Annotated in this window: 19 protein-coding genes and 3 tRNA genes; 17 read left to right on the plus strand and 5 right to left on the minus strand. The window is 70.8% G+C overall.

Features of this window, described 5'->3' with window-relative positions:
* Nucleotides 1–16: 16 nt before the first annotated feature.
* From gshB to Q8X39_RS20090, 5 genes are all read left to right on the plus strand, one after another.
* On the plus strand, nucleotides 17–967 hold the full coding sequence (gene gshB, locus Q8X39_RS20070; RefSeq protein WP_305751473.1) for a glutathione synthase: 951 nt from the start codon (nucleotides 17–19) through the stop codon (nucleotides 965–967).
* A 218-nt stretch (nucleotides 968–1,185) separates the two neighbouring features.
* Complete coding sequence (locus tag Q8X39_RS20075) at nucleotides 1,186–1,458, plus strand: hypothetical protein (RefSeq protein WP_305751474.1); 273 nt, start codon at nucleotides 1,186–1,188, stop codon at nucleotides 1,456–1,458.
* A gap of 252 nt (nucleotides 1,459–1,710) precedes the next feature.
* Nucleotides 1,711–2,415: a class I SAM-dependent methyltransferase gene (locus tag Q8X39_RS20080; RefSeq protein WP_305751475.1), complete on the plus strand. Its 705-nt coding sequence runs from the start codon at nucleotides 1,711–1,713 to the stop codon at nucleotides 2,413–2,415.
* 47 nt (nucleotides 2,416–2,462) lie between these two features.
* Nucleotides 2,463–2,744 carry a translation initiation factor IF-1 gene (gene infA / locus Q8X39_RS20085; protein ID WP_305751476.1) on the plus strand — a complete coding sequence of 94 codons (282 nt, stop codon included), beginning with the start codon at nucleotides 2,463–2,465 and terminating at the stop codon, nucleotides 2,742–2,744.
* A 162-nt stretch (nucleotides 2,745–2,906) separates the two neighbouring features.
* Nucleotides 2,907–3,671, plus strand: a complete 765-nt coding sequence (locus tag Q8X39_RS20090; protein ID WP_305751492.1) for a sulfite exporter TauE/SafE family protein — start codon at nucleotides 2,907–2,909, stop codon at nucleotides 3,669–3,671.
* A gap of 24 nt (nucleotides 3,672–3,695) precedes the next feature.
* On the opposite strand, the gene Q8X39_RS20095 is transcribed toward Q8X39_RS20090, so the two are convergent.
* Nucleotides 3,696–7,283 (minus strand): indolepyruvate ferredoxin oxidoreductase family protein, encoded by a 3,588-nt coding sequence (locus tag Q8X39_RS20095; RefSeq protein WP_305751493.1) that lies wholly within the window; start codon nucleotides 7,281–7,283, stop codon nucleotides 3,696–3,698.
* Nucleotides 7,284–7,426: 143 nt separating this feature from the next.
* On the opposite strand from Q8X39_RS20095, the gene Q8X39_RS20100 reads away from it, so the two are divergent.
* Nucleotides 7,427–7,999: an Lrp/AsnC family transcriptional regulator gene (locus Q8X39_RS20100; protein ID WP_407068042.1), complete on the plus strand. Its 573-nt coding sequence runs from the start codon at nucleotides 7,427–7,429 to the stop codon at nucleotides 7,997–7,999.
* A gap of 31 nt (nucleotides 8,000–8,030) precedes the next feature.
* Here Q8X39_RS20100 and mltA read toward each other — a convergent pair whose 3' ends face one another.
* The 4 genes from mltA to apaG form a co-directional block, all read right to left on the minus strand.
* The gene (gene mltA / locus Q8X39_RS20105) at nucleotides 8,031–9,338 is read right to left on the minus strand and encodes a murein transglycosylase A (RefSeq protein WP_407068043.1); all 1,308 of its coding nucleotides are present in this window, start codon (nucleotides 9,336–9,338) and stop codon (nucleotides 8,031–8,033) included.
* A 231-nt stretch (nucleotides 9,339–9,569) separates the two neighbouring features.
* On the minus strand, nucleotides 9,570–11,924 hold the full coding sequence (locus Q8X39_RS20110; protein ID WP_305751478.1) for an HzsA-related protein: 2,355 nt from the start codon (nucleotides 11,922–11,924) through the stop codon (nucleotides 9,570–9,572).
* Nucleotides 11,925–12,245: 321 nt separating this feature from the next.
* Nucleotides 12,246–14,345 (minus strand): site-specific recombinase, encoded by a 2,100-nt coding sequence (locus Q8X39_RS20115; RefSeq protein ID WP_305751479.1) that lies wholly within the window; start codon nucleotides 14,343–14,345, stop codon nucleotides 12,246–12,248.
* Between the two features lie 32 nt (nucleotides 14,346–14,377).
* Complete coding sequence (apaG, locus tag Q8X39_RS20120) at nucleotides 14,378–14,752, minus strand: Co2+/Mg2+ efflux protein ApaG (RefSeq protein ID WP_305751480.1); 375 nt, start codon at nucleotides 14,750–14,752, stop codon at nucleotides 14,378–14,380.
* 93 nt (nucleotides 14,753–14,845) lie between these two features.
* On the opposite strand from apaG, the gene rpe reads away from it, so the two are divergent.
* From rpe to Q8X39_RS20175, 11 genes are all read left to right on the plus strand, one after another.
* Nucleotides 14,846–15,541: a ribulose-phosphate 3-epimerase gene (gene rpe / locus Q8X39_RS20125; protein ID WP_305751481.1), complete on the plus strand. Its 696-nt coding sequence runs from the start codon at nucleotides 14,846–14,848 to the stop codon at nucleotides 15,539–15,541.
* Nucleotides 15,538–16,221 (plus strand): phosphoglycolate phosphatase, encoded by a 684-nt coding sequence (gph, locus tag Q8X39_RS20130; protein WP_305751482.1) that lies wholly within the window; start codon nucleotides 15,538–15,540, stop codon nucleotides 16,219–16,221. The genes rpe and gph overlap by 4 nt, the downstream gene beginning before the upstream one ends.
* A gap of 304 nt (nucleotides 16,222–16,525) precedes the next feature.
* Complete coding sequence (trpE, locus tag Q8X39_RS20135) at nucleotides 16,526–18,013, plus strand: anthranilate synthase component I (protein ID WP_305751483.1); 1,488 nt, start codon at nucleotides 16,526–16,528, stop codon at nucleotides 18,011–18,013.
* 17 nt (nucleotides 18,014–18,030) lie between these two features.
* Entirely contained in the window at nucleotides 18,031–18,609 is a 579-nt protein-coding gene (locus Q8X39_RS20140; RefSeq protein ID WP_305751484.1) for an anthranilate synthase component II, read from the plus strand.
* Nucleotides 18,610–18,622: 13 nt separating this feature from the next.
* Entirely contained in the window at nucleotides 18,623–19,705 is a 1,083-nt protein-coding gene (gene ltaE / locus Q8X39_RS20145; RefSeq protein ID WP_305751485.1) for a low-specificity L-threonine aldolase, read from the plus strand.
* A gap of 23 nt (nucleotides 19,706–19,728) precedes the next feature.
* Nucleotides 19,729–20,766 (plus strand): anthranilate phosphoribosyltransferase, encoded by a 1,038-nt coding sequence (gene trpD, locus Q8X39_RS20150; RefSeq protein ID WP_305751486.1) that lies wholly within the window; start codon nucleotides 19,729–19,731, stop codon nucleotides 20,764–20,766.
* Nucleotides 20,767–20,776: 10 nt separating this feature from the next.
* Nucleotides 20,777–21,571, plus strand: coding sequence for an indole-3-glycerol phosphate synthase TrpC (gene trpC / locus Q8X39_RS20155; protein ID WP_305751487.1), 795 nt, complete (start codon nucleotides 20,777–20,779; stop codon nucleotides 21,569–21,571).
* Nucleotides 21,572–21,575: 4 nt separating this feature from the next.
* Nucleotides 21,576–22,334, plus strand: coding sequence for a uracil-DNA glycosylase (locus Q8X39_RS20160; RefSeq protein WP_305751488.1), 759 nt, complete (start codon nucleotides 21,576–21,578; stop codon nucleotides 22,332–22,334).
* A 121-nt stretch (nucleotides 22,335–22,455) separates the two neighbouring features.
* Nucleotides 22,456–22,541: transfer RNA gene (locus tag Q8X39_RS20165), tRNA-Tyr, on the plus strand.
* Between the two features lie 102 nt (nucleotides 22,542–22,643).
* Nucleotides 22,644–22,717 (plus strand) — tRNA-Gly (locus tag Q8X39_RS20170).
* 85 nt (nucleotides 22,718–22,802) lie between these two features.
* Nucleotides 22,803–22,877 (plus strand) — tRNA-Thr (locus Q8X39_RS20175).
* Nucleotides 22,878–22,993: the final 116 nt, after the last annotated feature.

The following is a 22,993-nucleotide window of genomic DNA, read 5'->3' on the forward strand; positions in this document are numbered from 1 at the left end:
CGCCTGATTGCCCACCATGGACCTGCTGTTCGTCGCCGACCCGATCGAGACCTTCAAGACCTACAAGGACTCGACCTTCGCGATGATGCGCGAGGCCGCGCGGCGCGGTCACGGCATCCTGGCCTGCGAGCCGCGTGATCTGGTCTGGCAGCACGGCGGCCGGGTGGTCGCCCGCAACACCCGCACGCTGGCGCTGACCGGCGACGCCGAGGCCTGGTACCTCGTCACCGAGACCGACACCGTCGCGCTGGCCGACGTGGGCGCGGTGCTGATGCGCAAGGACCCGCCCTTCGACGCCGAATACGTCTACGCCACCCACCTGCTGCAACAGGCCGAGCGCGAGGGTGCGCGGGTCTTCAACCGGCCGCAGGCGCTGCGCGATCACCCCGAGAAACTGGCCATCCTCGAGTTCCCGCAGTACACCGCGCCGACGCTGGTGACGCGCGACGCGCAGGCCATCCGCGAGTTCCACGCCGAGCACGGCGACATCATCCTGAAGCCACTCGACGGCATGGGCGGCATGGGCATCTTCCGGGTCGGACCGGACGGGCTGAACCTCGGCTCCATCATCGAGACGCTGAACCGCGAGGGCGCCCAGACCGTGATGGTGCAGCGCTACCTGCCGGCCATCGTCGACGGCGACAAGCGCGTGCTGCTGATCGGTGGCGTGCCCGTGCCCTACTGCCTGGCGCGCATCCCCCAGGGCAGCGAGATCCGCGGCAACCTGGCCGCAGGCGGCAAGGGCGTCGCCCGTCCGCTGAGCCCGCGTGACCGCGAGATCGCCGAGGCGCTCGGGCCGATCCTGGTCGCCCGCGGGCTGCTGCTGGTCGGCCTGGACGTGATCGGCGACAGCCTGACCGAGATCAACGTCACCAGCCCGACCTGCTTCCAGGAAATCACCGACCAGACCGGCTGCGACGTCGCCGCGCTCTACGTCGACGCGCTGGAAGCCGCGCTGCGGGCCTGACCGAGCCCGGCAAATCTGGTACCCAGGCCTGCATGTCGGGGGTATGACGTGGCCCGGCTTCCACAGGCAGGGGGCCGCGACGCAGTTCCGAATTGACGCACGCTGGACGGCGGCTCAGTATCACGGAGTCGGGCCCTGGGGCCAGTCCCGGGGCAGTTCGCACCAGGTGTCACGACGACGTGACCGCCTCTCGCGAACCTAACCAGGAGCTCTCCGCTGTGCAAGCCTTCCCCTATGCGGCGCCTCGATACCAGATCCGCCTGACGCGGGTGGACGATCCCTCCCTGTCCGACCCCGCCGATCCGATGGGCCTTGCCCGTGGCCGGGTTGTCGGCCTGCGCACCGCCACCGTGTTCCTCGAACCCCAGGAAGCCGATCAGGTCCTGAACGAATGGCTGGCCGGCGGCGACGGCGAGCGCTCGGTACGCTGGCGCGGCGACGTCGTTCCGATGTTCGAGAGCCCGGCGACCAGCGTGCCCGCCACCAGCTGACCTGAACAGTCCCCTGTCGCCGCTCGGGTTTCCGGCCAGACGTCGCCTGGGGTGGCCGTGTACACTTCCGCGCCTTCCGGGAAGTCCATTGCCCGGCAGGTCATCCACCGTTTTGCCTCGCGTGTCTGCCTTTCGGCGCGCATGACGTCCGCCCCTTGGCGCTCATGCGAGATCGATCTGACCGTCGCGTCTGCCGCACAGCGTCGATCCACAGACGGTCCGGTCCCAGATCCGTCTCAGCGAGGAGCCCCGTTGCCGGGTTACCAGGTCAAGTTCGAACAGGTCGAGGTCACAGGCGTGGCCGACCTCCACATCCGGTCCCTTCGGGATCGCCAGCAGTACGCCGACCCCGACGGCGCGGCCGAGGCCATCGGCATCTCGACGGCCGCCTGGCCGCTGTTCGGACTGGTCTGGCCTTCATCCCAGGAACTGGCTTCGGTCGTGGCGCGCCGTCCGGTGCAGGTCGACGAAGGCATTCTCGAGATCGGCTGCGGCCTGGCACTGGCCAGCCTGGTCTGCCACCGCCGCGGCGCACGCGTCACGGCCAGTGACTGCCACCCCCTGACGCAGAAGTTCCTCGACGAGAACGTGCGCCTGAACGGCTTGGAGCCGATGCGCTATCGCCATGGCGACTGGGCCGCGCCCCAGGACGCCGACCTCACGCCCAGCTGCGACCAGGGTGCGCGCCTGCAGGGGCGCTACGAACTCATCATGGGCAGCGACGTGCTCTACGAGCGCGACGAAGGCGGCCAGCTTGCCGGCTTCATCGAGCGCCATGCCTCGGCGGTCGGCGAAGTGCTGATCGTCGACCCGAACCGCGGCAACCGCAGCCCTTTCCACCGCCGCATGGACGCGCTGGGCTACGACCTCGACGAGACCGTGCTGCACGGCGGTCCCGACGTCCGCGCCGGCTACCGCGGCCGCCTGCTTCACTACCGCCGCAGCCTGTCGTCCTGAACGACGTCGGCCGCACCACCTCACACATCGACACGAAGGAGCCTCATTTGGCCAAGGAAGAACTCATTGAAATGCACGGTCAGGTCACCGAAGTCCTGCCCGACTCGCGCTACCGCGTCACGCTGGACAACGGCCACATCCTGGTCGCCTACACCTCCGGCAAGATGCGCAAGCACCACATCCGCATCCTGGCGGGCGACGCGGTGTCCCTGGAACTGTCGCCCTACGACCTGAGCAAGGGCCGCATCACCTTCCGCCACATCGAGCGCCGTGCGCCCGGCACCGGCGGACCCCAGGGTGGTGGTTCCGGCGCACGGCGCTCGCGCTGATGCCGGGTCTGGCGTCTCGTCGGGCGCCTCGTCCCACGCACCGCGTGCGCTGAATCTGCGCGGCTTCTGAGCAGCATCTGAGCGGCATCCGAGCGACATCAGCGCCGCCCTACCCGAGCCCGTGCCCATGGCTGGCCTCGCCGGGGCCTTCGCGACATGAACCTGACCGACGCTCTCCTGCTGCTCTGCGCCGCCTTCGGTGCGGGCGTGCTCAACGCCATCGCCGGCGGTGGCAGCTTCCTGACCTTTCCCGCGCTGGTCTGGACCGGCGTGCCGCCGATCGCGGCCAACGCGACCAGCGCGGTCGCGGTCTCGCCCGGCTACCTGGGCAGCGCACTGGGTTTCCGGGCCGAGCTGGCCGCGTTGCCGCGCTCGCTGCTGTGGCGTGAAGGTCTGATCTGCAGCGCGGGTGGCGTGGCCGGTGCGCTGCTGCTGCTGGTGACGCCGGCCAAGGTCTTCTCCGCGCTGGTGCCGTGGCTGCTGCTGTTCGCCACGGTCGTGTTTGCGGTCGGACCGCGCCTGATGACCGGCTGGCGATCACGAACGGGCGCCAATGGCCCGGCCGCAGCGTCGCCGACCGCCTGGCCGCGCACGCTGGGCCTGCTGCTCGTGTCGGTCTACGGCGGCTACTTCAACGGTGGCCTGGGCATCCTGCTGATGGCGCTCTACACGCTGGCCGGCGAGGCCCGCATCCACACCGCCAACGCGCTGAAGAACCTCAACTCGCTGCTGCTGTCGCTCTTGAGCGTGGCGGCCTTCGCCTGGGCCGGTGCAGTGCACTGGCCGCAGGCACTGCTGATGATGGTCGCGGCGACAGCCGGCGGCTTCGGTGGCGCGCGCATCGCCCGCCGCCTGCCGGCCGCCTGGGTGCGCGGCATCGTGATCGTCACCGGCGTGGTGATGTCGATCGCCTTCTTCCTGCGCTGAGCCGGATCGGCCACCCGCTGCGGATCAGGCCCGCTGGCCGTGGGCGACCGGCGCCTGGCCTGGCGCGATCGACGGATCGCGCCAGCGCGCCATCGCCGCGTCCCAGCGTTCGCGCACCGCCCCCAGGTTCTTGGCCTTGACGTGGCCGTAGCCGCGGATGCCGTCGGGCAGCTGCGCGATCTCGACCGCCATGGCCAGCCGCTCGGCCGTCAGACCGGCGATCAGCTGCTCGACCGTCGCGCGGTACTCGCCGATCAGCGCCCGTTCGGTGCGCCGTTCCTCGCTGCGCCCGAAGGGATCGAAGGCGGTCCCCCGCAGGAACTTCAGCCGGGCCAGCCACGGCAGGGCCCGGTGCATCCAGGGCCCGAAGGCGGTCTTGACCGGCTGGCCCTGCGCGTCGGTGCGGCCCAGGATCGGCGGCGCGAGGTGGTGGACGATGCGCACGTCGCCCTCGAACATCGCCGCGATGCGGGCGTCGAAGGCCGGATCGGCATGCAGCCGCGCGACCTCGTACTCGTCCTTGTAGGCCATCAGCTTGTGCAGGTTGCGGGCGACCGCCTCGGTCAGCCGTGTGCTGCCCAGCGGCGCCTCGGCGGCGCGCACGCACTCGACCAGCTCGCGGTAGCTGCGCGCCCAGGCGGCGTCCTGGAAGTCGGTCAGGGCCTGGACGCGGGTGGCGATCAGCTCGTCGAGCGACGGACGCTTGACGAACTGGATCACCTGCGCCCCCGTGCTGCCACCGGCCCGCGCGCCGACGTCGGCCAGGTCGACGGCGCAGCGCCGGCCCCATTCAAAGGCGGCCAGGTTGTTGGCGACCTGGGTGCCGTTCAGCTCGATCGCGCGGCGCAGCGCGGCCCGGCTGAGCGGGATGCGGCCGTGCTGCCAGGCATGGCCCAGCAGCAGCGGGTTGGTGTAGATCGAGTCGCCCAGCAGCTGTGTGGCGATCGTCTCGGCATCGAAGGCGACCACCTGGTCGGCGCCGACGGTGGCGCGCAGCGCGCGCTCGCAGGCTTCCGCCGGGAAGGCCCAGTCGCGGTCGTGGACCAGCGATGCGGTCGGCGTGCGGTGGGTGTTCAGCGTGATCCAGGTGCGACCCTCGGCCATCACCGAGACGGTCTCCTTCTTGGCCGCGACGATGCCGTCGCAGGCGATCACCAGGTCGGCCTTGGCGGTGTCGACCTTGGTGGTGTGCAGCGCGTCGGCCCGCTCGGCGATCTGGATGTGGCTCCAGGTCGCACCGCCCTTCTGCGCCAGGCCGGCCGAGTCCTGCGTGACCACGCCCTTGCCGTCCAGGTGCGCGGCCATGCCCAGCAGCTGGCCGATGGTGATGACGCCGGTGCCGCCGACGCCGGCGACCACGATGCCCCAGGCCTCGGTGGCCACCGGCAGGCGTGGCTCGGGCAGCGGCGGCAGGCTGTCCGGATCGACGCGGGTGTCCTTTTTCGGCTTGCGCAGCTGGCCGCCCTCGACCGTCACGAAGCTTGGGCAGAAGCCCTTCACGCAGGAAAAATCCTTGTTGCAGGTGCTCTGGTTGATGCGGCGCTTGCGGCCGAAGGGCGTCTCCACCGGCTCGACCGAGAGGCAGTTGCTTTGCGTCGAGCAGTCGCCGCAGCCTTCGCAGACGGCCTCGTTGATGACAACGCGGCGGGCCGGGTCGACCATCGTGCCGCGCTTGCGGCGACGTCTCTTTTCGGTCGCGCAGGTCTGGTCGTAGATCAGCACGGTGCAGCCGGCAAGTTCGCGCAACTCTCGCTGCACGGCGTCGAGTTCGTCGCGGTGGCGGATCGTCACGCCCGGTGCGAGACGGGCCTTGATCGCCGCGTCGTCGGTGTAGCGGGCCGGGTCGTCGGTCACGACGACGATGCGGCGCACGCCCTCGGCCTCCAGCTCGCGCGACATCTCGGGCACCTTCAGCGTGCCGTCGACGGGCTGGCCGCCGGTCATCGCGACGGCGTCGTTGAACAGGATCTTGTAGGTGATGTTCACGCCGGCGGCGATGCTCTGGCGCACCGCCAGCAGGCCGGAGTGGTAGTAGGTGCCGTCGCCCAGGTTGGCGAACACGTGCGGCTCGGTCGTGAACGGCGCCTGGCCGACCCAGGGCACGCCCTCGCCGCCCATCTGCGTGTAGGTGTGGGTCTCGCGGTCCATCCACAGCGCCATGAAGTGGCAGCCGATGCCGGCCATCGCGCGCGAGCCGTCCGGCACGCGGGTGCTGGTGTTGTGCGGGCAGCCGCTGCAGAACCACGGCGTGCGTTCGCCGGTCTCCACGCGCGGCGCCTCGAGCGAGCGCTCCTTGGCGTCGATCACGGCCAGGCGCTGCTGCATGCGCGCGGCGATGTCCTCGGGCACGCCCAGCCGGGTCAGGCGCTTGGCAATGGCCTTGGCGATCAGGGCGGGCGTCAGGTCCAGCGTGGCGCGCAGCAGGCCGTTGGCGCTGGGGTTGGGCCGGCTCCACTCGCCGCCGCTGTGGTCGCCCTCGACCTCGTCGAACTTGCCGACCACGTCCGGACGCACGTCGGCACGCCAGTTGTAGAGCTCCTCCTTGAGCTGGTACTCGATGACCTGGCGCTTCTCCTCGACCACCAGGATTTCCTGCAGCCCGGTGGCGAAGGCGCGCGTGACGGTCGCCTCCAGCGGCCAGACCACGCCGACCTTGTGCAGCCGGATGCCCACGCGCCGGCAGGCCGACGCGTCCAGGCCCAGGTCCGCGAGCGCCTGGCGGGTGTCGTTGTAGGCCTTGCCGCTGGCCATGATGCCCAGCCGCGCATCGGGCGTGTCGATCACGGTGTGGTTCAGGCGGTTGGCGCGCACGTAGGCCAGCGCGGCGTACCACTTGTGGTTCATCAGCCGGGCTTCCTGCTCGACCCGGTCGTCCGGCCAGCGGATGTGGACGCCACCGGGCGGCATCGCGAAGTCCTCGGGCAGCACGATGCGCACGCGGTCCGGGTCGATCTCGACCGAGGTCGCGCTCTCGACCACTTCCTGGATCGTCTTCATCGCCGACCAGACGCCGGCGTAGCGGCTCATGGCCAGCGCGTGCAGGCCCATGTCGAGGATCTCCTGCACGCTGGCCGGGAAGAACACCGGCAGGCCGCAGGCCTTGAAGATGTGGTCGCTCTGGTGCGCGGCGGTGCTGCTCTTGGCAACGTGGTCGTCGCCGGCGATCGCCAGCACACCGCCGTGGCGGGCCGTGCCGGCCATGTTGGCGTGCTTGAAGACGTCGCTGCAGCGGTCCACGCCCGGCCCCTTGCCGTACCAGATGCCGAACACGCCGTCGTGCTTGCGCCGGCTCGGGTCCAGGTCCAGTTGCTGGCTGCCCCAGACGGCGGTGGCGGCGAGTTCCTCGTTGACGCCCGGCTGGAAGACGATGTTCTGCTTCGCGAGATGCGCCTTGGCCTGCCACAGCGCCTGGTCGTAGCCGCCCAGCGGGCTGCCCCGGTAGCCGCTGATGAAGCCGGCGGTGTCGAGCCCGGCGCGCGCATCGCGCAGCTGCTGCAGCATCGGCAGGCGGACCAGCGCGTGGGTGCCGCTCATGAAGGCGCGGCCGCTGGCGAGCGTGTACTTGTCGTCGAGCGTGACGGCTTCCAGGGCGCGGCGGACGGCGTCGGGCAGGGGGGGCGTTCATGGCGGGCTCCAGCGGGGGCGGAATGCGCAAAGTCTAGGCAGAGTGGCCCGACAGGTGTTTTCCTTCTTTGCGTCTGTCGACAGGTTGACGGCAAGAAATAAGATCGAAACCGTCATCTGGAGAATCAGCCTTGCCAGAATCCACCATCCAAGGGAAAACCCGCAATCCTGCCGCCGAGGCGGTGTCCGATCCGGCCGAGCTGGCCCACGGTGCCGCGCTGGACCGCTACGACGTCGCCATCCTGGGGGAGCTGCAGCGCGACGCGCGGCTGTCGAACGCCGAGCTGGCCACGCGCATCGGCCTGTCGGCCGCGCCGACCTGGCGGCGCGTGCGCTGGCTGGAGCAACAGGGCTACATCACCGGCTACCGGGCCGAGATCGACCGGCGCCGCATCGGCCTGGGCGTGCTGGCCTTCGTGCGCATCGACGCCGACCGCAACGACGCCGAGGCGACCCGGGCGCTCGAGGCCGCGATCCGCGCCTTGCCCGAGGTGCTGTCCTGCCACTTCATCAGCGGCACCGGCACCTTCGAGGCCCAGGTTGTCGCGACCGACATCGACGCCTATTCGCGCTGGGTGCGGGAAACCTTGTTCAACCTGCCGCACGTGAAGGACATGCACACCAGCTTCTCGCTCGGCGAGGTCAAGACCGGCCACCTGCTGCCGTTGACCCACCTGCACGTCCCGTCGCGCGGTCCGGGTTGAACCCCGCGCAGGACGGCCGCGCCTCAGGCGCTCAGCGCGGCCACAGCGCCCACAGCCGGAGCGGCTGCTTGGTGCGGCCGGCGCGGTCCTCGGCGCCGTCGCCCCAGCCCCAGTAGTAGTCGGCGCGGACCGCACCGACGATGGCGCTGCCGGTGTCCTGCGCCACCACCAGGCGCTGCAGCGGACGCGCCGGTGGGGGGTTGAGCGACCAGGGCTGCGGCTCGGTCGAGGCCAGCCAGACGGGCGTGCCGTAGGGGATGCTTTCCTTGTCGACCGCGATCGATCGGCCCGGCGTCAGCGGCACGCCCTGGGCACCGACCGCGCCGATGGTCGGGTCAGGCAGGGGCTCCTCGCGGAAGAAGACGTAGCGCGGGTTGACGTTGACCAGCTCGCGCACGCGCTGCGGGTGGGCTCGGGCCCAGTCGCGGATCGCCGGCCAGTTGGCCTGTTCCAGCGTGAACGCGCCCTGCTGCACCAGCCAGCGGCTCAGCGGCACGAAGGGGTGGTCGTTGTTGGCCGCGTAGGCCAGGCGGACCATGCGCTTGCGGCCGTCCGGCTCGGTCAGCATCAGGCGGCCGGAGCCCTGCACCTGCACCAGCGTCGCGTCCAGCGGATCGGCGATCCAGGCGATCGCCTTGCCCCTGAGCGCGTCGAGCGCGGCCGGCAGGGTCTCGATCTGGGCGCGTGTGTACCAGGGCTTGCGCGTGGCCAGGTCGGCCGGTGGCGCGTACAGCGGCACGGTCTGGCGGGCGGTGCGCACGCGGCTGGCCTCGATCAGCGGCTCGAAGTAGCCGGTCATCAGGCCGTCGACCTGGCCGGCCGGACCCTCGACCCGCCAGGGCTGCAGGCGGCTGGTCAGGAACTGGCGGATGCGGGCCTCGTCGGCGCCGGGGCCGATGGCGCGGGCCGCGTCGCAGACCGGTGCCCAGGCCACCTGGAAGACGCTGGCCGGCGCGGCGTTGAGCGCCACCGGCTGCAGCGCCGCCGGTGGCGGGCCGACCCGTTCGCAGCTGCGCAGCAGCGCCGGCCAGGCCAGCGTCAGGCTGTCCTCGTTCCAGCCGGGCAGGGCGTTCCAGTCGGCCCGCACCCAGCGGCCGCGGCCGGTCGGGCGTGTGGCCTCGGGGCCGGCCGTGGCTTCCGGGCTGGTGGTCGCGGCCGGCGTGGGCGAGCTGGTGACCGGTGTCTCGACCGGCGCGGCCGGTCCTTCCGGTGCCGGGGTGGTGCAGCCGGCCAGGGCCAGCAGGCTGCCTAGAATCGCGCCGCCCGCGACGCCGCGCAGCCTTTGCTGCGAGGTCCGCCAGGACGGGAAGAGCTCGTGGAGCGGGAAGGAAACGGACATGTGGCTCATTGTGCTGGAAGCCCTCGGGGCGGGCGCCCTGCTGGTCGGGATCGTCTGGTGGACGATGTTCTCCGGCCGTCGCGGCGGCGAGCGGGTCGACGACGACCGCCAGCCCTGAGCCCGTCAGGCCCGCGCTGAAACGACACGGCCCGCAGCGGGGCTGCGGGCCGTGAGGGTGGGTGAGGCGATCGCCGGATCAGGTCCGGTCGGCGGCCGGGACGCCGCGTGGCGTCACTTGGGCAGCGTGTTCCAGTGGCGCAGCAGCGTGCGCAGCGCCTCGGGCTTGTTCTGCGGCGCGGCACGGCCGGCCTGGTCGGCGGTGTTGTTGCCGTGGCAGGAGGCGCACACGCGCACCTCGCCGGGCTGGAAGGTCACCCAGACGCGTTCGCGGACGATGGCCGTGCCGGTCGTGTCGGTGGTCTGCCAGGTCAGCGCACGGCGGGCCGGCACGAAGGCGGCGGTCGAGCCGTCGGCGGCGATCTTCACGCTGCCGACCGGGCCGGAGGTGTTGGGCACGTTCTTGCCCGGTGCGTCGTGCATCGGCTGGGCGATCGGACGGCGACCGCTGCGGTTGGCGTAGCCGCGCACCTGGTCGGCCTGGAAGATCTGGTAGTGCGAGACGTCGTAGACCTTCCCGGCATTGCCCACCGTCCTGACGCCGCCGGGCACCTGCAGGTTGTACGGCTGCTGCTTGTCGGCGCGGTCGCGCGAGGTCTGGTTGCGCGTCACGATCAGCGCCAGGTTGTTGGTCTTCATCCAGTTGCGCAGGGCGGTCTCGTCGACGCCTTCCTCGGCCAGGATGGTCTTCTCGGGCGTCGGGATGGCCGGGGCGCTGCGGCTGGCCGGGCGCAGGCGGGCGACCACCTCGACCGGCTCCAGTTCCCAGAGCTTGCCGGTGTAGGACCGCAGCGCGTCCGGGTCCCACCAGCTGACGGTCTTGACGATGCCGCCGGTGACCGACGTGCCGGCGGTGTAGCGCGCAGCCGTCGCGTTCCAGGCCAGCTGCTTGAGCGTGAACTCGACGCTGGTGGGCGTGCCCAGCGTGGTGCTCGGCGTGTGCACCGCCACCATCTGGCCGTCGCTCAGCGGCAGCGGGTTGCGGAAGCGGCCGCCGGCGTTGGCCGGATCGGTCACGTCGACCACCGCCATCTGCTCGGGATTCATCCCGACATAGCCCTGGAAACGCACGATCTGGTTCGCGCCGAGGTCGGCGAATTCACGTCCGTAGATGGCGTAGAAGGTGCCCGGGTTGAGCGGATCCTCGCGCAGCTGGAACAGGCCGCCGTCGCCACGGATGAGCTTGCGGTTGAGCGTGAAACCAGCGCTGGCGTAGTCCAGCAGCGAACTGTCGGTACTGAAGGAGCGCGTGAAGCTGCCGAGCTGGAATTCATGCCGGCCGACGTGGTTGAGGGTTTCCTCGTCGGTGCCGTCCTCGTTGACCTGCCACGGCGTGAAGATGTTGTAGGTATGTCCGTTGACCGTGCCGTAGGCGCTGGTGCTGGCCGCGCGGGTTTCCGGGAAGTATTCGGCCGGGCTCGCCAGCCTGGCGGCGCTGGCCGATTCGTCGGCCATGTTGTAGTGGCCGTAGGTGCCGGCGTCGGCCTGCTGGTCGCGCTGCAGGTGGTCCCAGCGGGTGTAGATGACGCGGCCGGCGCTGTCGATGAAGGGCGAGAAGGCGCCGCTGACCGCGTGGTTGACCAGGCGCAGGTCACCGGTGGCCGGGGCCAGGCTCCAGATGCCGGTGTTGGTCGCCGTGCTCTCGTACTCGTCGAGCTGCGGGTAAAGGTGGGCCTCGCCGCTGCGCGGGCGGTCGGAGGTGAACAGCACGCGGTCGTCGGTGCCATACAGCGGCGAGACGTTGTTGTAGGTCGCCGGCTGGTTGGCGACCTTGGTGATGCGGACCCCCTCGCCCTTGCCCAGGCCGCTGACCTCGTAGATCTGCCAGTGGGTGCTCACGCTCACGTACTGCCGCGTCGGTGCGCCGATCACCATGCTGAAGAGCGCCTTGGTGCCGCTCCAGTGCACCGTCGGTTCGCGCACCGCGATCGCGTTGGCGCCCTGCAGGCCGGCCATGCCGTAGCCGGCTTCCTGGGTCAGGTTGCGCAGCGTGCCGTCCGGGTAGCGGATCATCAGATCGCCGCCGCGCGGGCTCAGCTGGATCGAGGACAGGTGGTTGGCGAAGGTCCCCACGCGCGACGAGAAGTCCGACGAGGTCGGCACCTGGGTCACGAACAGGATCGGGTTCTTGACCGTCGACAGCGTGCTGCCGGGGATGGGCGCCGGCGCTGGGGCCGGGGCCGGGGCTGGTGTGGGAGCCGGTGCGGGTGCGGGTGCAGGGGCCGGGGCCGGAGCGGGAGCGGGAGCGGGAGCGGGAGCCGGAGCCGGTGCCGGTGCCGGTGCACGGCGACGCCGCAGCGCCTCGGCGTCCGGCGTGCCGTCGACGGTCGAGGCGGTCGCATCGGTCGTGCCGGTGTCGGCCGAGCCGCCGCCGCAGCCACTTAGCAGCGCGGCCGACGAGGCCAGGGCTGCGAGGGCCCAGAGGGCGTGCAGCTGGCGCAGCCGGGCGTTCGTGGGGGTCGGATTCATCGGGTATCCCTGTGTGATTCGTGGCGCGCTGCCGGATCGCCGCGCAGCGCTGTGCATGAACCTCACTATCGACCGGCCGCTCGCCTCGGCCGTAACGAAAGGAATCCCCCCGGCATCCCTTACCAATACTTGCAGCTTCGAAAGAATTGCAAATACCGGCGGGTGCCTGGGTGATGAATTCGTGGAATCGTTCGCAGTTCTGCGGGGTTTTCGCGCCGAATCTGTCGCAGGAGTTTGCCGGCTTGCTCCGGAACGTGTTGCCGGTGGTTTGCCGCGCCGCCTCGCCGATACAGCCGGGAAACGACTCGGGTTTCGACCGGCTTAATCCGGCGATCGATCGCTTGACAGGATCGACGGTGGCTGGGTCGTCAGGTGGTCGGCCACCGGCCCGTCGGGCGGGCGCAGGAAGCTCATCGGCTGCCGGCGCAGGCGGGCCACCAGGGCGGCCTGCAGGCGTCCGCGGTCCTGCAGGCGCAGGCCGCGCGAGCGCATCGCCACCCGGAAAGCGAGCGCGAAGCTCACCAGCAGGTTGAGCGCGCCGACCAACGGCACGGCCGCGAGGCACCACCAGAAGCCGGGCTCGCGCAGCACCGCCCAGCCCAGCGCACCGGCCGCCGCGGCGATCTGGCCCGCGCCCAGCGTGACGTGGCGGACCTCCAGAGGCAGGCCGAAGAACAGGGCCAGCGCCGGCAGCAGGCCCAGCATCAGGCCCAGCGACACGTTGGCTGCCAGGCCGGAGATGCTGCTGCGCCACCAGCGTGCCCAGCGCTGCGCCCGGGCCTGTCCAAGCAGCTGGACGATGCGCGGGTTCCACGCGATGGCGCTGTCGATGCGGTGCAGCACGAAGGCGTTCTCGACCCAGCCGGCGATCAGGCTGGAGCCGAACAGCAGCACGCCGGTGAAGGCGGCGAACAGCAGCGTCGGGCCGATCAGGGTCAGGCTGCGCAGGATATAGCGCGCCTCTTCCACGCCGATGGCGGGCCGGCCGAAGACCCAGGTCGACAGCAGCTGCAGCGCCAGCACCACCGGCACGACCGCTGCGAGGTTGCCGACGATGCCGGCGATCTGGCTGCGGATCAGGTGGGTGACCTCGTCGACGAAGGACTCGACCTGGTGATCGTCCAGGCTGCCGCCCTCGAGCTTGGCGGCCATGGCCGGCGCGGTCATCGCCGGCTGCTTGGTCGCCAGCGTCCAGCCCAGCAGCTGGATCAGCACGAAGCTGCCGGCGTAGTTGATGCCGGCCCAGAAGCCACCCCAGAAGGCCGAGAAGCCGAGCGCGCCGAGGGCCGACTTCAGCAGCGTCGTGCCGGCCACCACCGCGCCGCCGCCCAGGGCGCGGCCCAGCATCTGGCGGTATTCGGCCCGGTTGCGGGTGATGTAGTGCTCGCCGGTCTCGGCGCTGCGTTCGGTGACCTTGCGCGCCAGCAGCGAGTAGTGGCGCGCGAACAGCCGCCGCAGACCGCGCCGGTCCTGCACCGCCTGGGCCAGCTCGACCACCAGGCCAGGCCAGTCGCGCTCGGGCTGCGGGCTGGTCAGCAGCGTCAGCAGGGTCTCGATGCGGCGCACCCGCTCGCGCAGCTGGGCGATCTCGAACACCACGTCGACCGAGACGCCGCTCTCCTCCAGGTGGGCGCGGACCGAATCGGCCGCGCGTCGGCAGGCCTGCAGCTGGATGCGCAGCGCGTCGGCCTGGCGCTGCAGCCGATCCGGGTCGGCATGACCGTCCAGGTCAGCGATGTCGGCCAGGTGCTGCGCGCTCTGCGCCAGGTGGTGGAAGGGCCGCTGCGCCAGCAGGCGCTCGTCCATGCGCGGGCGCAGCGTGCCCGACAGGCCGGAGGCGCGCACCTGCGCGGCCAGCAGCTGGATCGAGTCGAGCACCGCGCCGCGCCAGTGCGCCGACAGGTCCTCGTCAACCAGCAGCCGGGCCAGCCGGCGCCAGGTGACCGCGTCGACCTGGCCCAGCCAGCGGGCGTCGTCGCGGTGGCGGAAGACCAGCTGGAACAGCTCGCCCAGGTCGGCCGTGTCGGGCGTGCCCGGCAGCAGGGCGCGGCGCAGGCGCTGGCCGAGTTCGCTGGCCAGCGAGGCGCGCGGCGCGAAGCCGAAGTCGGCCAGCAGGGCGGCCACGTCGGTGCCGGTCAGGGCCGAGCGCAGCAGCTGGCGCACCGGCGTCGCATGGTGCGGATGGCGTTCCAGCACGTTGAGCAGGTGACGCAGACGGCGCAGCGGCCAGGGGCTGGATTCGCCGCCGACGGTGTCGATCACGCCGGGCTGGGTGCGGATGTCGGCGCGCGACTCGTTGCGTCCGCCCGGTTGCGGCGGGGCGCTGCGCAGCCACTCGACCAGCCGGATCAGCCAGAGGTGCCGCTCGGGGCGACTGGCGCGGGCGTCGGCGGCGTTGAGCAGCGCGGTCAGGTCCCACACCCGCAGGGACCAGCGTCGACGAAGGTTGCCGATCAATGCAGCGCGTGCGCCTGACCGAGCTCGAAGGCCGGGATCGGGGCCTCGAACCAGTGGGCGTCCTCGGTGATGCAGAAGTAGGTGCCGCGCATGCGCCCGTGCGGTGTCGCCAGCCGGGTCCAGCTGGTGTATTCGAAGCGCTCGCCGGGCCGCAGCATCGGCTGGTGGCCGACGACGCCCAGGCCGCGCACCTCCTCGGTGTGGCCGGCGGCATCGCTGATCAGCCAGTGACGGCCGATCAGCTGCGCCGGCACGTCGCCGCTGTTGCTGATCACGATGGTGTACGCGTAGGCGTAGACGCCGCGCGCCGGGTCGGATTGTTCGGCAAGGAATTCCGTCTTCACCGAACAGCTGAAGGAGGGTGCGCTCATGCGGCGGATCATAGTGCGGCGACGTTTTCAGACCGTGACCGTGTGCAATCGCTCACGTTCGCGCCGCGCCGGTGGCGTCCCTAGAATCTGCGGATGCCTGCCACCACCGCCGCCCACGCGCGCATCGCGCCCTCCATCCTCTCGGCCGATTTCGCCCGCCTGGGCGACGAGGTCCGCCACGTGCTAGCCGCCGGCGCCGACTGGATCCATTTCGACGTGATGGACAACCACTACGTCCCCAACCTGACCTTCGGGCCGATGGTCTGCCAGGCGCTGAAGAAGCACAGCGTCAAGCCCGACGGCACGCCCGCGCCGATCGACGTGCACCTGATGGTCAGCCCGGTCGACGAGCTGGCGCTGGCCTTCGCCAAGGCCGGCGCCGACCTGGTCAGCTTCCACCCGGACGCCAGCACCCACGTCGACCGCACGCTGCAGCTGATCAAGGGCGCCGGCTGCCAGGCCGGCCTGGTCTTCAACCCGGCGGCCAGCCTGGACGTGCTCGAGTACGTGCTCGACAAGGTCGACCTGATCCTGATCATGAGCGTCAACCCCGGCTTCGGCGGCCAGAGCTTCATCGACGGCGCGCTGCGCAAGATCGAGCGGGCCCGCCGGCTGATCGACGCCAGCGGCCGCGACATCCGCCTGGAGGTCGACGGCGGCATCAAGGTCGACAACATCCGGCGCGTCGCCGATGCGGGTGCCGACACCTTCGTGGCGGGCAGCGCGATCTTCAACGCGCCCGACTACAAGGCCGTCATCGACGCGATGCGCGCCGAGCTGGCCCGGTGAGCCGCACCGTCCCGACGCTGCAGGGCCGGCCGATCGAGGCGGCCATCGTCGACCTCGACGGGACGATGGTCGACACGCAGGGCGACTTCGTCGTCGCGCTGGGCCGCATGCTGGCCGAACTGGGCCTGCCGGGCGTGGACCGCGACTTCGTCTCGCGCACGGTCGGCAAGGGCAGCGAACACCTGATCCGCCGCACGCTGGCGCAGGTCGGCGCGGCCGATGTCGATGCGCTCTACGAGCCGGCCTGGGCGGCCTACCAGCGGCACTACCTCGCCATCAATGGCGCGCATTCGGACGTCTATCCCGGCGTCGTCGAGGGCCTCGCGAAGCTGCGCGCGCTCGGCCTGCCGCTGGCCTGCCTGACCAACAAGCCCGGCGACTTCGCCCGGCCGCTGCTGGCGATCAAGGGGCTGGACGGCCACTTCGTGCAGGTCTTCAGCGGCGATGCCTTCGCGCGCAAGAAGCCCGATCCGCTGCCGCTGATCGAGACCTGCCGGGCGCTCGGCAGCGTGCCGTCGCGCACGCTGATGCTGGGCGATTCGCGCAACGATGCCGAGGCCGCGCACGCCGCCGGCTGCCCGGTCGTGCTGATGCGCTACGGCTACAACCACGGCGAACCGATCGAGGCCGTGCCCGCGCTGGCCCACCTTGACCGGCTCGACGCGCTGGCCTTCGACTAGACTTTGCGACCATGTTCCGCTCTCGGAAACGGACCCTCGTCCGTCACCTCATCACGCTGCCCGGGTCGCATGACCGGGGAGCCTGGCCCTGGCGTCGCTGAGCCGCGCCGGTCGCGTGGCCGCCTGCTGAAGCGCAGCGCGCCACGCCGATCCGCTTCGAGCCACCCACGCGTGGCGCCGAGACCGGATCCGCACCCTCGGCGGTGCATCCCCACCCGCATCAACCGACCGTCCGGACCGTCCGCGTCGCCAGGCCCCAGGGGCCGCGATGCGCGACCCGGCGGTGCGTCCCAGGAGCCGACACGTGATCACCGAACTTGAATTCCAGAGCCTGGCCCGCGAGGGCTACAACCGCATCCCGCTGGTCAGCGAAGCCTTTGCCGACCTCGAGACGCCCCTTTCGCTGTACCTGAAGCTGGCCGGCGGCCGGCCGCTGAGCTTCCTGCTCGAATCGGTCGTCGGCGGCGAACGCTTCGGCCGCTACTCCTTCATCGGCCTGCCCGCCCGCACGCTGCTGCGCACCCGCGAGGGCGTGACCGAGGTCGTCACCGACGGCGTCGTGGTCGAGCGCCACGAAGGCAATCCGCTCGACTTCATCGAGGCCTACCAGCAGCGCTTCAAGGTCGCGCTGCGCCCGGGCATGCCGCGCTTCTGCGGCGGCCTGGCTGGCTACTTCGGCTACGACACGGTGCGCTACATCGAGAAGAAGCTGGCCGACACGCGCCTGAGCGGCGGCATCGGCACGCCCGAGATCCAGCTGCTGCAGACCGAGGAGCTGGCCGTCATCGACAACCTCTCGGGCCGCCTCTACCTGATCGTCTATGCCGACCCGCGCCAGCCGGAGGCCTACTTCAAGGCCAAGCGCCGCTTGTCCGAGCTGGCCGACCAGCTGCGCTACAGCGTCGCCGCGCCGCAGGTGCGCCGCGGTGCCGCCCACCCGGTCGAGCACGAGACCCGCCAGGCCGACTTCGAGGCCGCCGTCCTCAAGGCCAAGGAATACATCGCCGCCGGCGACTGCATGCAGATCGTGCTGGGCCACCGCGTGCACAAGCGCTACACCGAGAGCCCGTTGTCGCTCTACCGGGCGCTGCGTTCGCTCAATCCCAGTCCCTACATGTACTACTACGACATGGGCGACTTCCAGATCGTCGGCTCGTCGCCGGAGATCCTGGTGCGCCAGGAGGCCCGCGAGGTCGATGGCCGGACCCAGAAGATCGTCACCATCCGCCCGATCGCCGGCACCCGCCCGCGCGGCGCGACGCCCGAACTCGACGCGCGCCACGAGACCGAGCTGCTGGCCGATGCCAAGGAACGCGCCGAGCACCTGATGCTGATCGACCTGGCCCGCAACGACATCGGCCGCATCGCCAAGACCGGCACGGTCAAGGTCACCGAGGCCTTCGGCATCGAGCGCTACTCGCACGTCATGCACATCGTCAGCAACGTCGAGGGCGTGCTCAAGGACGGCATGAGCAGCCTGGACGTGCTGCGCGCCAGCTTCCCGGCCGGCACGCTCAGCGGCGCGCCCAAGATCCATGCGATGGAGATCATCGACGAGCTGGAGCTCAGCGAGCGCGGCATCTACGGCGGCGCCTGCGGCTACCTCAGCTATGCCGGCGACATGGACGTGGCCATCGCGATCCGCACCGGCGTGATCAAGGACCAGACGCTCTACGTGCAGGCCGGCGCCGGCGTGGTCGCCGACTCGGTGCCCGAGCTGGAGTGGAAGGAGACCGAGGCCAAGATGCGCGCGGTCATCCGCGCGGCCGAGCTGGTCGAAGAAGGTTTCTGAGCGCGAAGGGGAACGACATGCTGCTGATGATCGACAACTACGACTCCTTCACCTTCAACCTTGTGCAGTACTTCGCCGAGCTGGGCGAGGACGTGCGGGTTCACCGCAACGACGAGATCACGCTGGCCGGGATCGAGGCGATGAAGCCGGACCGGCTGGTGCTGTCGCCGGGCCCGTGTTCGCCGGCCGAGGCGGGCATCTGCATCGACAGCATCCGGCATTTCGCCGGCAGGCTGCCCATCCTCGGCGTGTGCCTGGGCCACCAGAGCATCGGCGCGGCGCTGGGCGGCAACATCGTGCGGGCGCAGGTCCAGATGCACGGCAAGACCGAGACCATCACGACCGACCAGCAGGGCGTCTTCGCCGGCCTGCCCGAGCGCTTCAGCGTCGTGCGCTACCACTCGCTGGCGATCGAGCGCGCGACGCTGCCGGCCGAACTGGTCGTCACCGCCACCAGCGCCGACGGCGAGATCATGGGCGTGCGCCACCGCACGCTGCCGATCGAGGGCGTGCAGTTCCACCCCGAGTCCATCCTCAGCGAACACGGCCACGCGATGCTGAGGAACTTCCTCGAACAGGGCCGCGTGAGCGCCTGAACCGGAAGCCGTCATGACCACCATCGACCTGCGCAGCGACACCGTCACCCGCCCGACCCCGGCGATGCGCGAGGCGATGGCCCGTGCAAGCGTCGGCGACGACGTCTTCGGCGACGACCCCAGCGTCAACGCGCTGCAGGAACGCATGGCCGCGCTGGCCGGCTTCGAGGCCGCGCTGTTCATGCCCTCGGGCACGCAGAGCAACTTCTGCGCGCTGCTGGCGCATTGCCAGCGCGGCGACGAGTACCTGGTTGGCCAGCTCGCCCACACCTACCGCTACGAGGGCGGTGGCGCTGCGGTGCTGGGCAGCATCCAGCCGCAGCCGCTGACGCAGGACGCGCAGGGTCGGATGTCGCTGGCCGACATCGCCGCAGCGATCAAGCCCGACGACGCCCACTTCGCCCGCAGCCGCCTGCTGTGCCTGGAGAACACCTGGAACGGCCACGTCATGCCGGCCGGCTACCTGGCCGAGGCGACCGCGCTGGCGCGCTCGCGTGGCCTGGCCTGCCACCTGGACGGCGCGCGGGTCTTCAACGCGGCGGCGGCCGACGCCGGGCCGGGTGGCGACATCACGGCCGCGCTGCGCGGGATCACGCGGCACTTCGACAGCGTCTCGATCTGCTGCTCGAAGGGTCTGGGCGCGCCGATCGGCTCGGTGCTGTGCGGCAGCCGCGAGCTGATCGGGCGGGCCCACCGCATCCGCAAGATGGCCGGCGGCGGCCTGCGCCAGGCCGGCCTGCTGGCCGCCGCGATCGACCATGCGCTGGACCACCACGTCGAGCGCCTGCACGACGACCACCGGCTGGCGCGCCGGCTGGCCGACGGGCTGGCCGGCATCGACGGCCTGACGGTGCGCAGTGCCGCCACCAACATCGTTTTCGTCGACGTGGCCGATGGCCGCGGGCCGGCGCTGCTGGCCTGGCTGGCCGAGCGCCACATCCTGGCCACCGGCCTGATCGGCCTGCGCTTCGTCACCCACCTGGACGTCGACGAAGCCGGCATCGACGCCACCGTCGCGGCGGTGCGGTCCTTCTTCATCGCCGGTGCGAACGCCGAAACCGACTGCGCCGAGGCGCGCCCCGCTTCCCCGTATTGACCTCCACACGAACCGAGTCCGCCATGCCCATCACCGACCACGAGGCGCTGACCCGCGTCATCGAGCACCGCGAGATCTTCCACGACGAGATGCTGGCGCTGATGCGCCGGATCATGAGCGGCGAGATGTCCGCGCCGATGATGGCCGCCATCCTCATCGGCCTGCGCGTCAAGAAGGAGACCATCGGCGAGATCACCGCGGCCGCGCAGGTCATGCGCGAGTTCTCGGTCAAGGTCCCGGTGGCCGACGGCGCGCACCTGGTCGACATCGTCGGCACCGGCGGCGACGGCTCGCACACCTTCAACATCTCGACCTGCAGCATGTTCGTCGCCGCCGCCTGCGGCGCACGCGTCAGCAAGCACGGCAACCGCAGCGTCTCCAGCAAGTCCGGCAGCGCCGACGTGCTGGAGGCTCTCGGCGTGAGCCTGTCGCTGCCGCCGGCCGCGATCGCCCGCTGCATCGAGGAGGTCGGCATCGGCTTCATGTTCGCGCCCAACCACCACCCGGCGATGAAGAACGTCGCCCCGGTGCGGCGCGAGCTGGGCGTGCGCACGATCTTCAACATCCTCGGCCCGCTGACCAACCCGGCCGGCGCCCCGAACATCCTGATGGGTGTGTTCCACCCCGATCTGGTCGGCATCCAGGCCCGTGCATTGCAGCGGCTGGGCGCCGGACATGCGGTTGTGGTGTACGGCCGCGACGGCATGGACGAGGTCTCGCTGGGTGCGTCCACGCTGGTGGGCGAGCTGGTCGACGGCGGCATCCGCGAGTACGAGATCCACCCCGAGGACTACGGCCTGCGCATGGCCAGCAGCCGCGCGCTGAAGGTCGCGACGCCGGCCGAGTCGATGGCGCTCCTGAAGGCCGTGCTGGACAACCAGCCCGGCGCCGCGCGCGACATCGTGGTCCTCAACGCCGGCGTGGCGCTGTACGCGGCCAACGTCGTGCGCAGCATCGCCGACGGCATCGAGGCGGCCGACGCGGCCATCACCGAAGGCCGCGCGGCGGCCCGGCTCGATGCCTTCGTGCGCCTGACCCAATCGCTGCAACCCGCTGCCTGAGGTCGATGCCATGAGTGACATCCTCCAGACCATCGTTGCCACCAAGCACGAAGAGATCGCCGCTGGCCGGTTGCTGCGCAGCGAGGCGTCCTGGCGCGAGGAGGCCGAGGCGCGCGGTGCCGACACCCGCGGCTTCGTCGCCGCGCTTCGCGCCAAGGTCGCCGCCGGCCAGGCCGCCGTGATCGCCGAGGTCAAGAAGGCCAGCCCGAGCAAGGGCGTGATCCGGGCCGACTTCCGCCCGGCCGAGATCGCCGCCAGCTACGCCCGCCACGGCGCAGCCTGCCTGAGCGTGCTGACCGACGCGCCGTATTTCCAGGGCTCGGCCGATTGCCTGCGCGCTGCCCGCGCGGCCTGCGCGCTGCCGGTCCTGCGCAAGGACTTCATGGTCGACGCCTACCAGGTCCACGAGGCCCGCGCGATGGGCGCGGACTGCATCCTGCTGATCGCGGCCTGCCTGGACGATGCGCAGATGGCCGACCTCGAGGCGGTCGCGATGGCGCATGGCATGGACGTGCTGGTCGAGGTCCACGACGGCGCCGAGCTGCAGCGCGCGCTGCGCCTGAAGACGCCGCTGGTGGGCATCAACAACCGCAACCTGCGCACCTTCGAGGTCACGCTCGAGACCACGCTGGGCCTGCTGGCCGAGGTGCCGTCCGACCGCCTGCTGGTGACCGAGTCCGGCATCCTTGGCCCGACCGACGTGCAGCGCATGCGCGCGGCCGCCGTGCACGCCTTCCTGGTCGGCGAGGCCTTCATGCGCGCCGACGACCCGGGCGCGGCGTTGGCCGCGCTGTTCGCCGGCTGACCGGGTGGTCCAGCAAGCCCTGGGGCTGGACGAGGGCCCGTCGTCCGACAACCGCCTGCGCCAGCCGCTGCGCGCGGCCTTCGAGGCGGTCTCACCGGCCTGGCGTGCGGTCACCGACGCCTGGCTGGCGACACCGGCTGGCGCGGCACTGTGCGCGGCAGTCGATGCGCGGGTCGCGGCGGGGGCGGTGGTCTACCCGGCCCATCCGCTGCGGGCGCTGGAGCGCGGCGGGCCGGCCGACGTCCAGGTCGTCATCCTCGGCCAGGACCCGTACCACGGTCCGGGCGAGGCCGAAGGGCTGGCCTTCTCGGTCGCGCCGGGCGTGCGCATCCCGCCCAGCCTGCGCAACATCCACGCCGAACTGCAGCGAGAACTCGGCCATGCGCCACCACGTCATGGCAGCCTGGCAGCCTGGACCGGGCAGGGCGTGCTGCTGCTCAACACCTGTCTCACGGTCGAGGCCGACCGGCCGGCGAGCCACGCCAGGCTCGGCTGGCAGGGGCTGACGGATGCGGTGATCGCCGCGCTGGCCGCAGACACCGCGCCCAAGGTCTTCCTGCTGTGGGGCGCGCATGCGCAGGCCAGGCAGGTGCTGATCGACGGGCACGGGGCCGGGCGGCATGCGGTGCTGGCGTCGAACCACCCGTCGCCGCTGTCGGCCCGGCGTCCGCCGGTGCCCTTCGTCGGCAGCGCGCCCTTCGGTCGCGCCGATGCGTGGCTGCGCTCGCAAGGGCGTCCAGGCGTCGACTGGCGCTTGCGTTGAGCCGCCGCGACAGGGCGACGTCGAACCGACATCGTCCTGTCGCAAGACCGCCTCATCATCACGATCGTGCTGCGGGGTGTTGCAAGAACTAAATCGCGTGATAAACTCGCGGGCTCGCTCCGGAGGGGTGCCCGAGTGGCTAAAGGGGGCAGACTGTAAATCTGTTGGCTTACGCCTACGCTGGTTCGAATCCAGCCTCCTCCACCAGAGCGGACTCATTCGACAGGATGATCCCGAAGATCGTGGCGGTGTCGCCAGGGTCCTCGGGGTCGTCTTCAAGATGGGTTGCGGACCGGTTGTTTGGGTCGGGCGGGAGTAGTTCAATGGTAGAACCTCAGCCTTCCAAGCTGATGGCACGGGTTCGATTCCCGTCTCCCGCTCCAGCGCCGACGTGGGCTGTGGTGGGTCGTGAAGTGTGGTGATGCGTCGGCATCGGTTTGTGCGTCCAGCGTGCAAACCTGTGTCGATGCCCATGTGGCTCAGTGGTAGAGCACTCCCTTGGTAAGGGAGAGGTCGCGCGTTCGATCCGCGCCATGGGCACCATCTTCTTTACTTCTCTTCTTTCTTGCTCGATCGCGTGATCGGCGCAATCAGGAGCTCTGAGCATGTCTAAAGAAAAGTTTGAACGGACCAAGCCGCACGTCAACGTCGGCACGATC

The sequence above is a fragment of the Leptothrix discophora genome, assembly GCF_030705305.1.
Lineage (GTDB): Bacteria > Pseudomonadota > Gammaproteobacteria > Burkholderiales > Burkholderiaceae_C > Sphaerotilus > Sphaerotilus discophorus.

Bases quoted from the DNA above. Each gene is read 5' to 3' on its own strand.
- gshB (WP_305751473.1), top strand. From the start codon at position 17: ATGGACCTGCTGTTCGTCGCCGACCCGATCGAGACCTTCAAGACCTAC.
- ltaE (WP_305751485.1), top strand. From the start codon at position 18,623: ATGACCACCATCGACCTGCGCAGCGACACCGTCACCCGCCCGACCCCG.
- apaG (WP_305751480.1), bottom strand. From the start codon at position 14,752: ATGAGCGCACCCTCCTTCAGCTGTTCGGTGAAGACGGAATTCCTTGCC.
- trpC (WP_305751487.1), top strand. From the start codon at position 20,777: ATGAGTGACATCCTCCAGACCATCGTTGCCACCAAGCACGAAGAGATC.
- rpe (WP_305751481.1), top strand. From the start codon at position 14,846: ATGCCTGCCACCACCGCCGCCCACGCGCGCATCGCGCCCTCCATCCTC.
- mltA (WP_407068043.1), bottom strand. From the start codon at position 9,338: ATGTCCGTTTCCTTCCCGCTCCACGAGCTCTTCCCGTCCTGGCGGACC.
- Q8X39_RS20140 (WP_305751484.1), top strand. From the start codon at position 18,031: ATGCTGCTGATGATCGACAACTACGACTCCTTCACCTTCAACCTTGTG.
- trpD (WP_305751486.1), top strand. From the start codon at position 19,729: ATGCCCATCACCGACCACGAGGCGCTGACCCGCGTCATCGAGCACCGC.
- Q8X39_RS20110 (WP_305751478.1), bottom strand. From the start codon at position 11,924: ATGAATCCGACCCCCACGAACGCCCGGCTGCGCCAGCTGCACGCCCTC.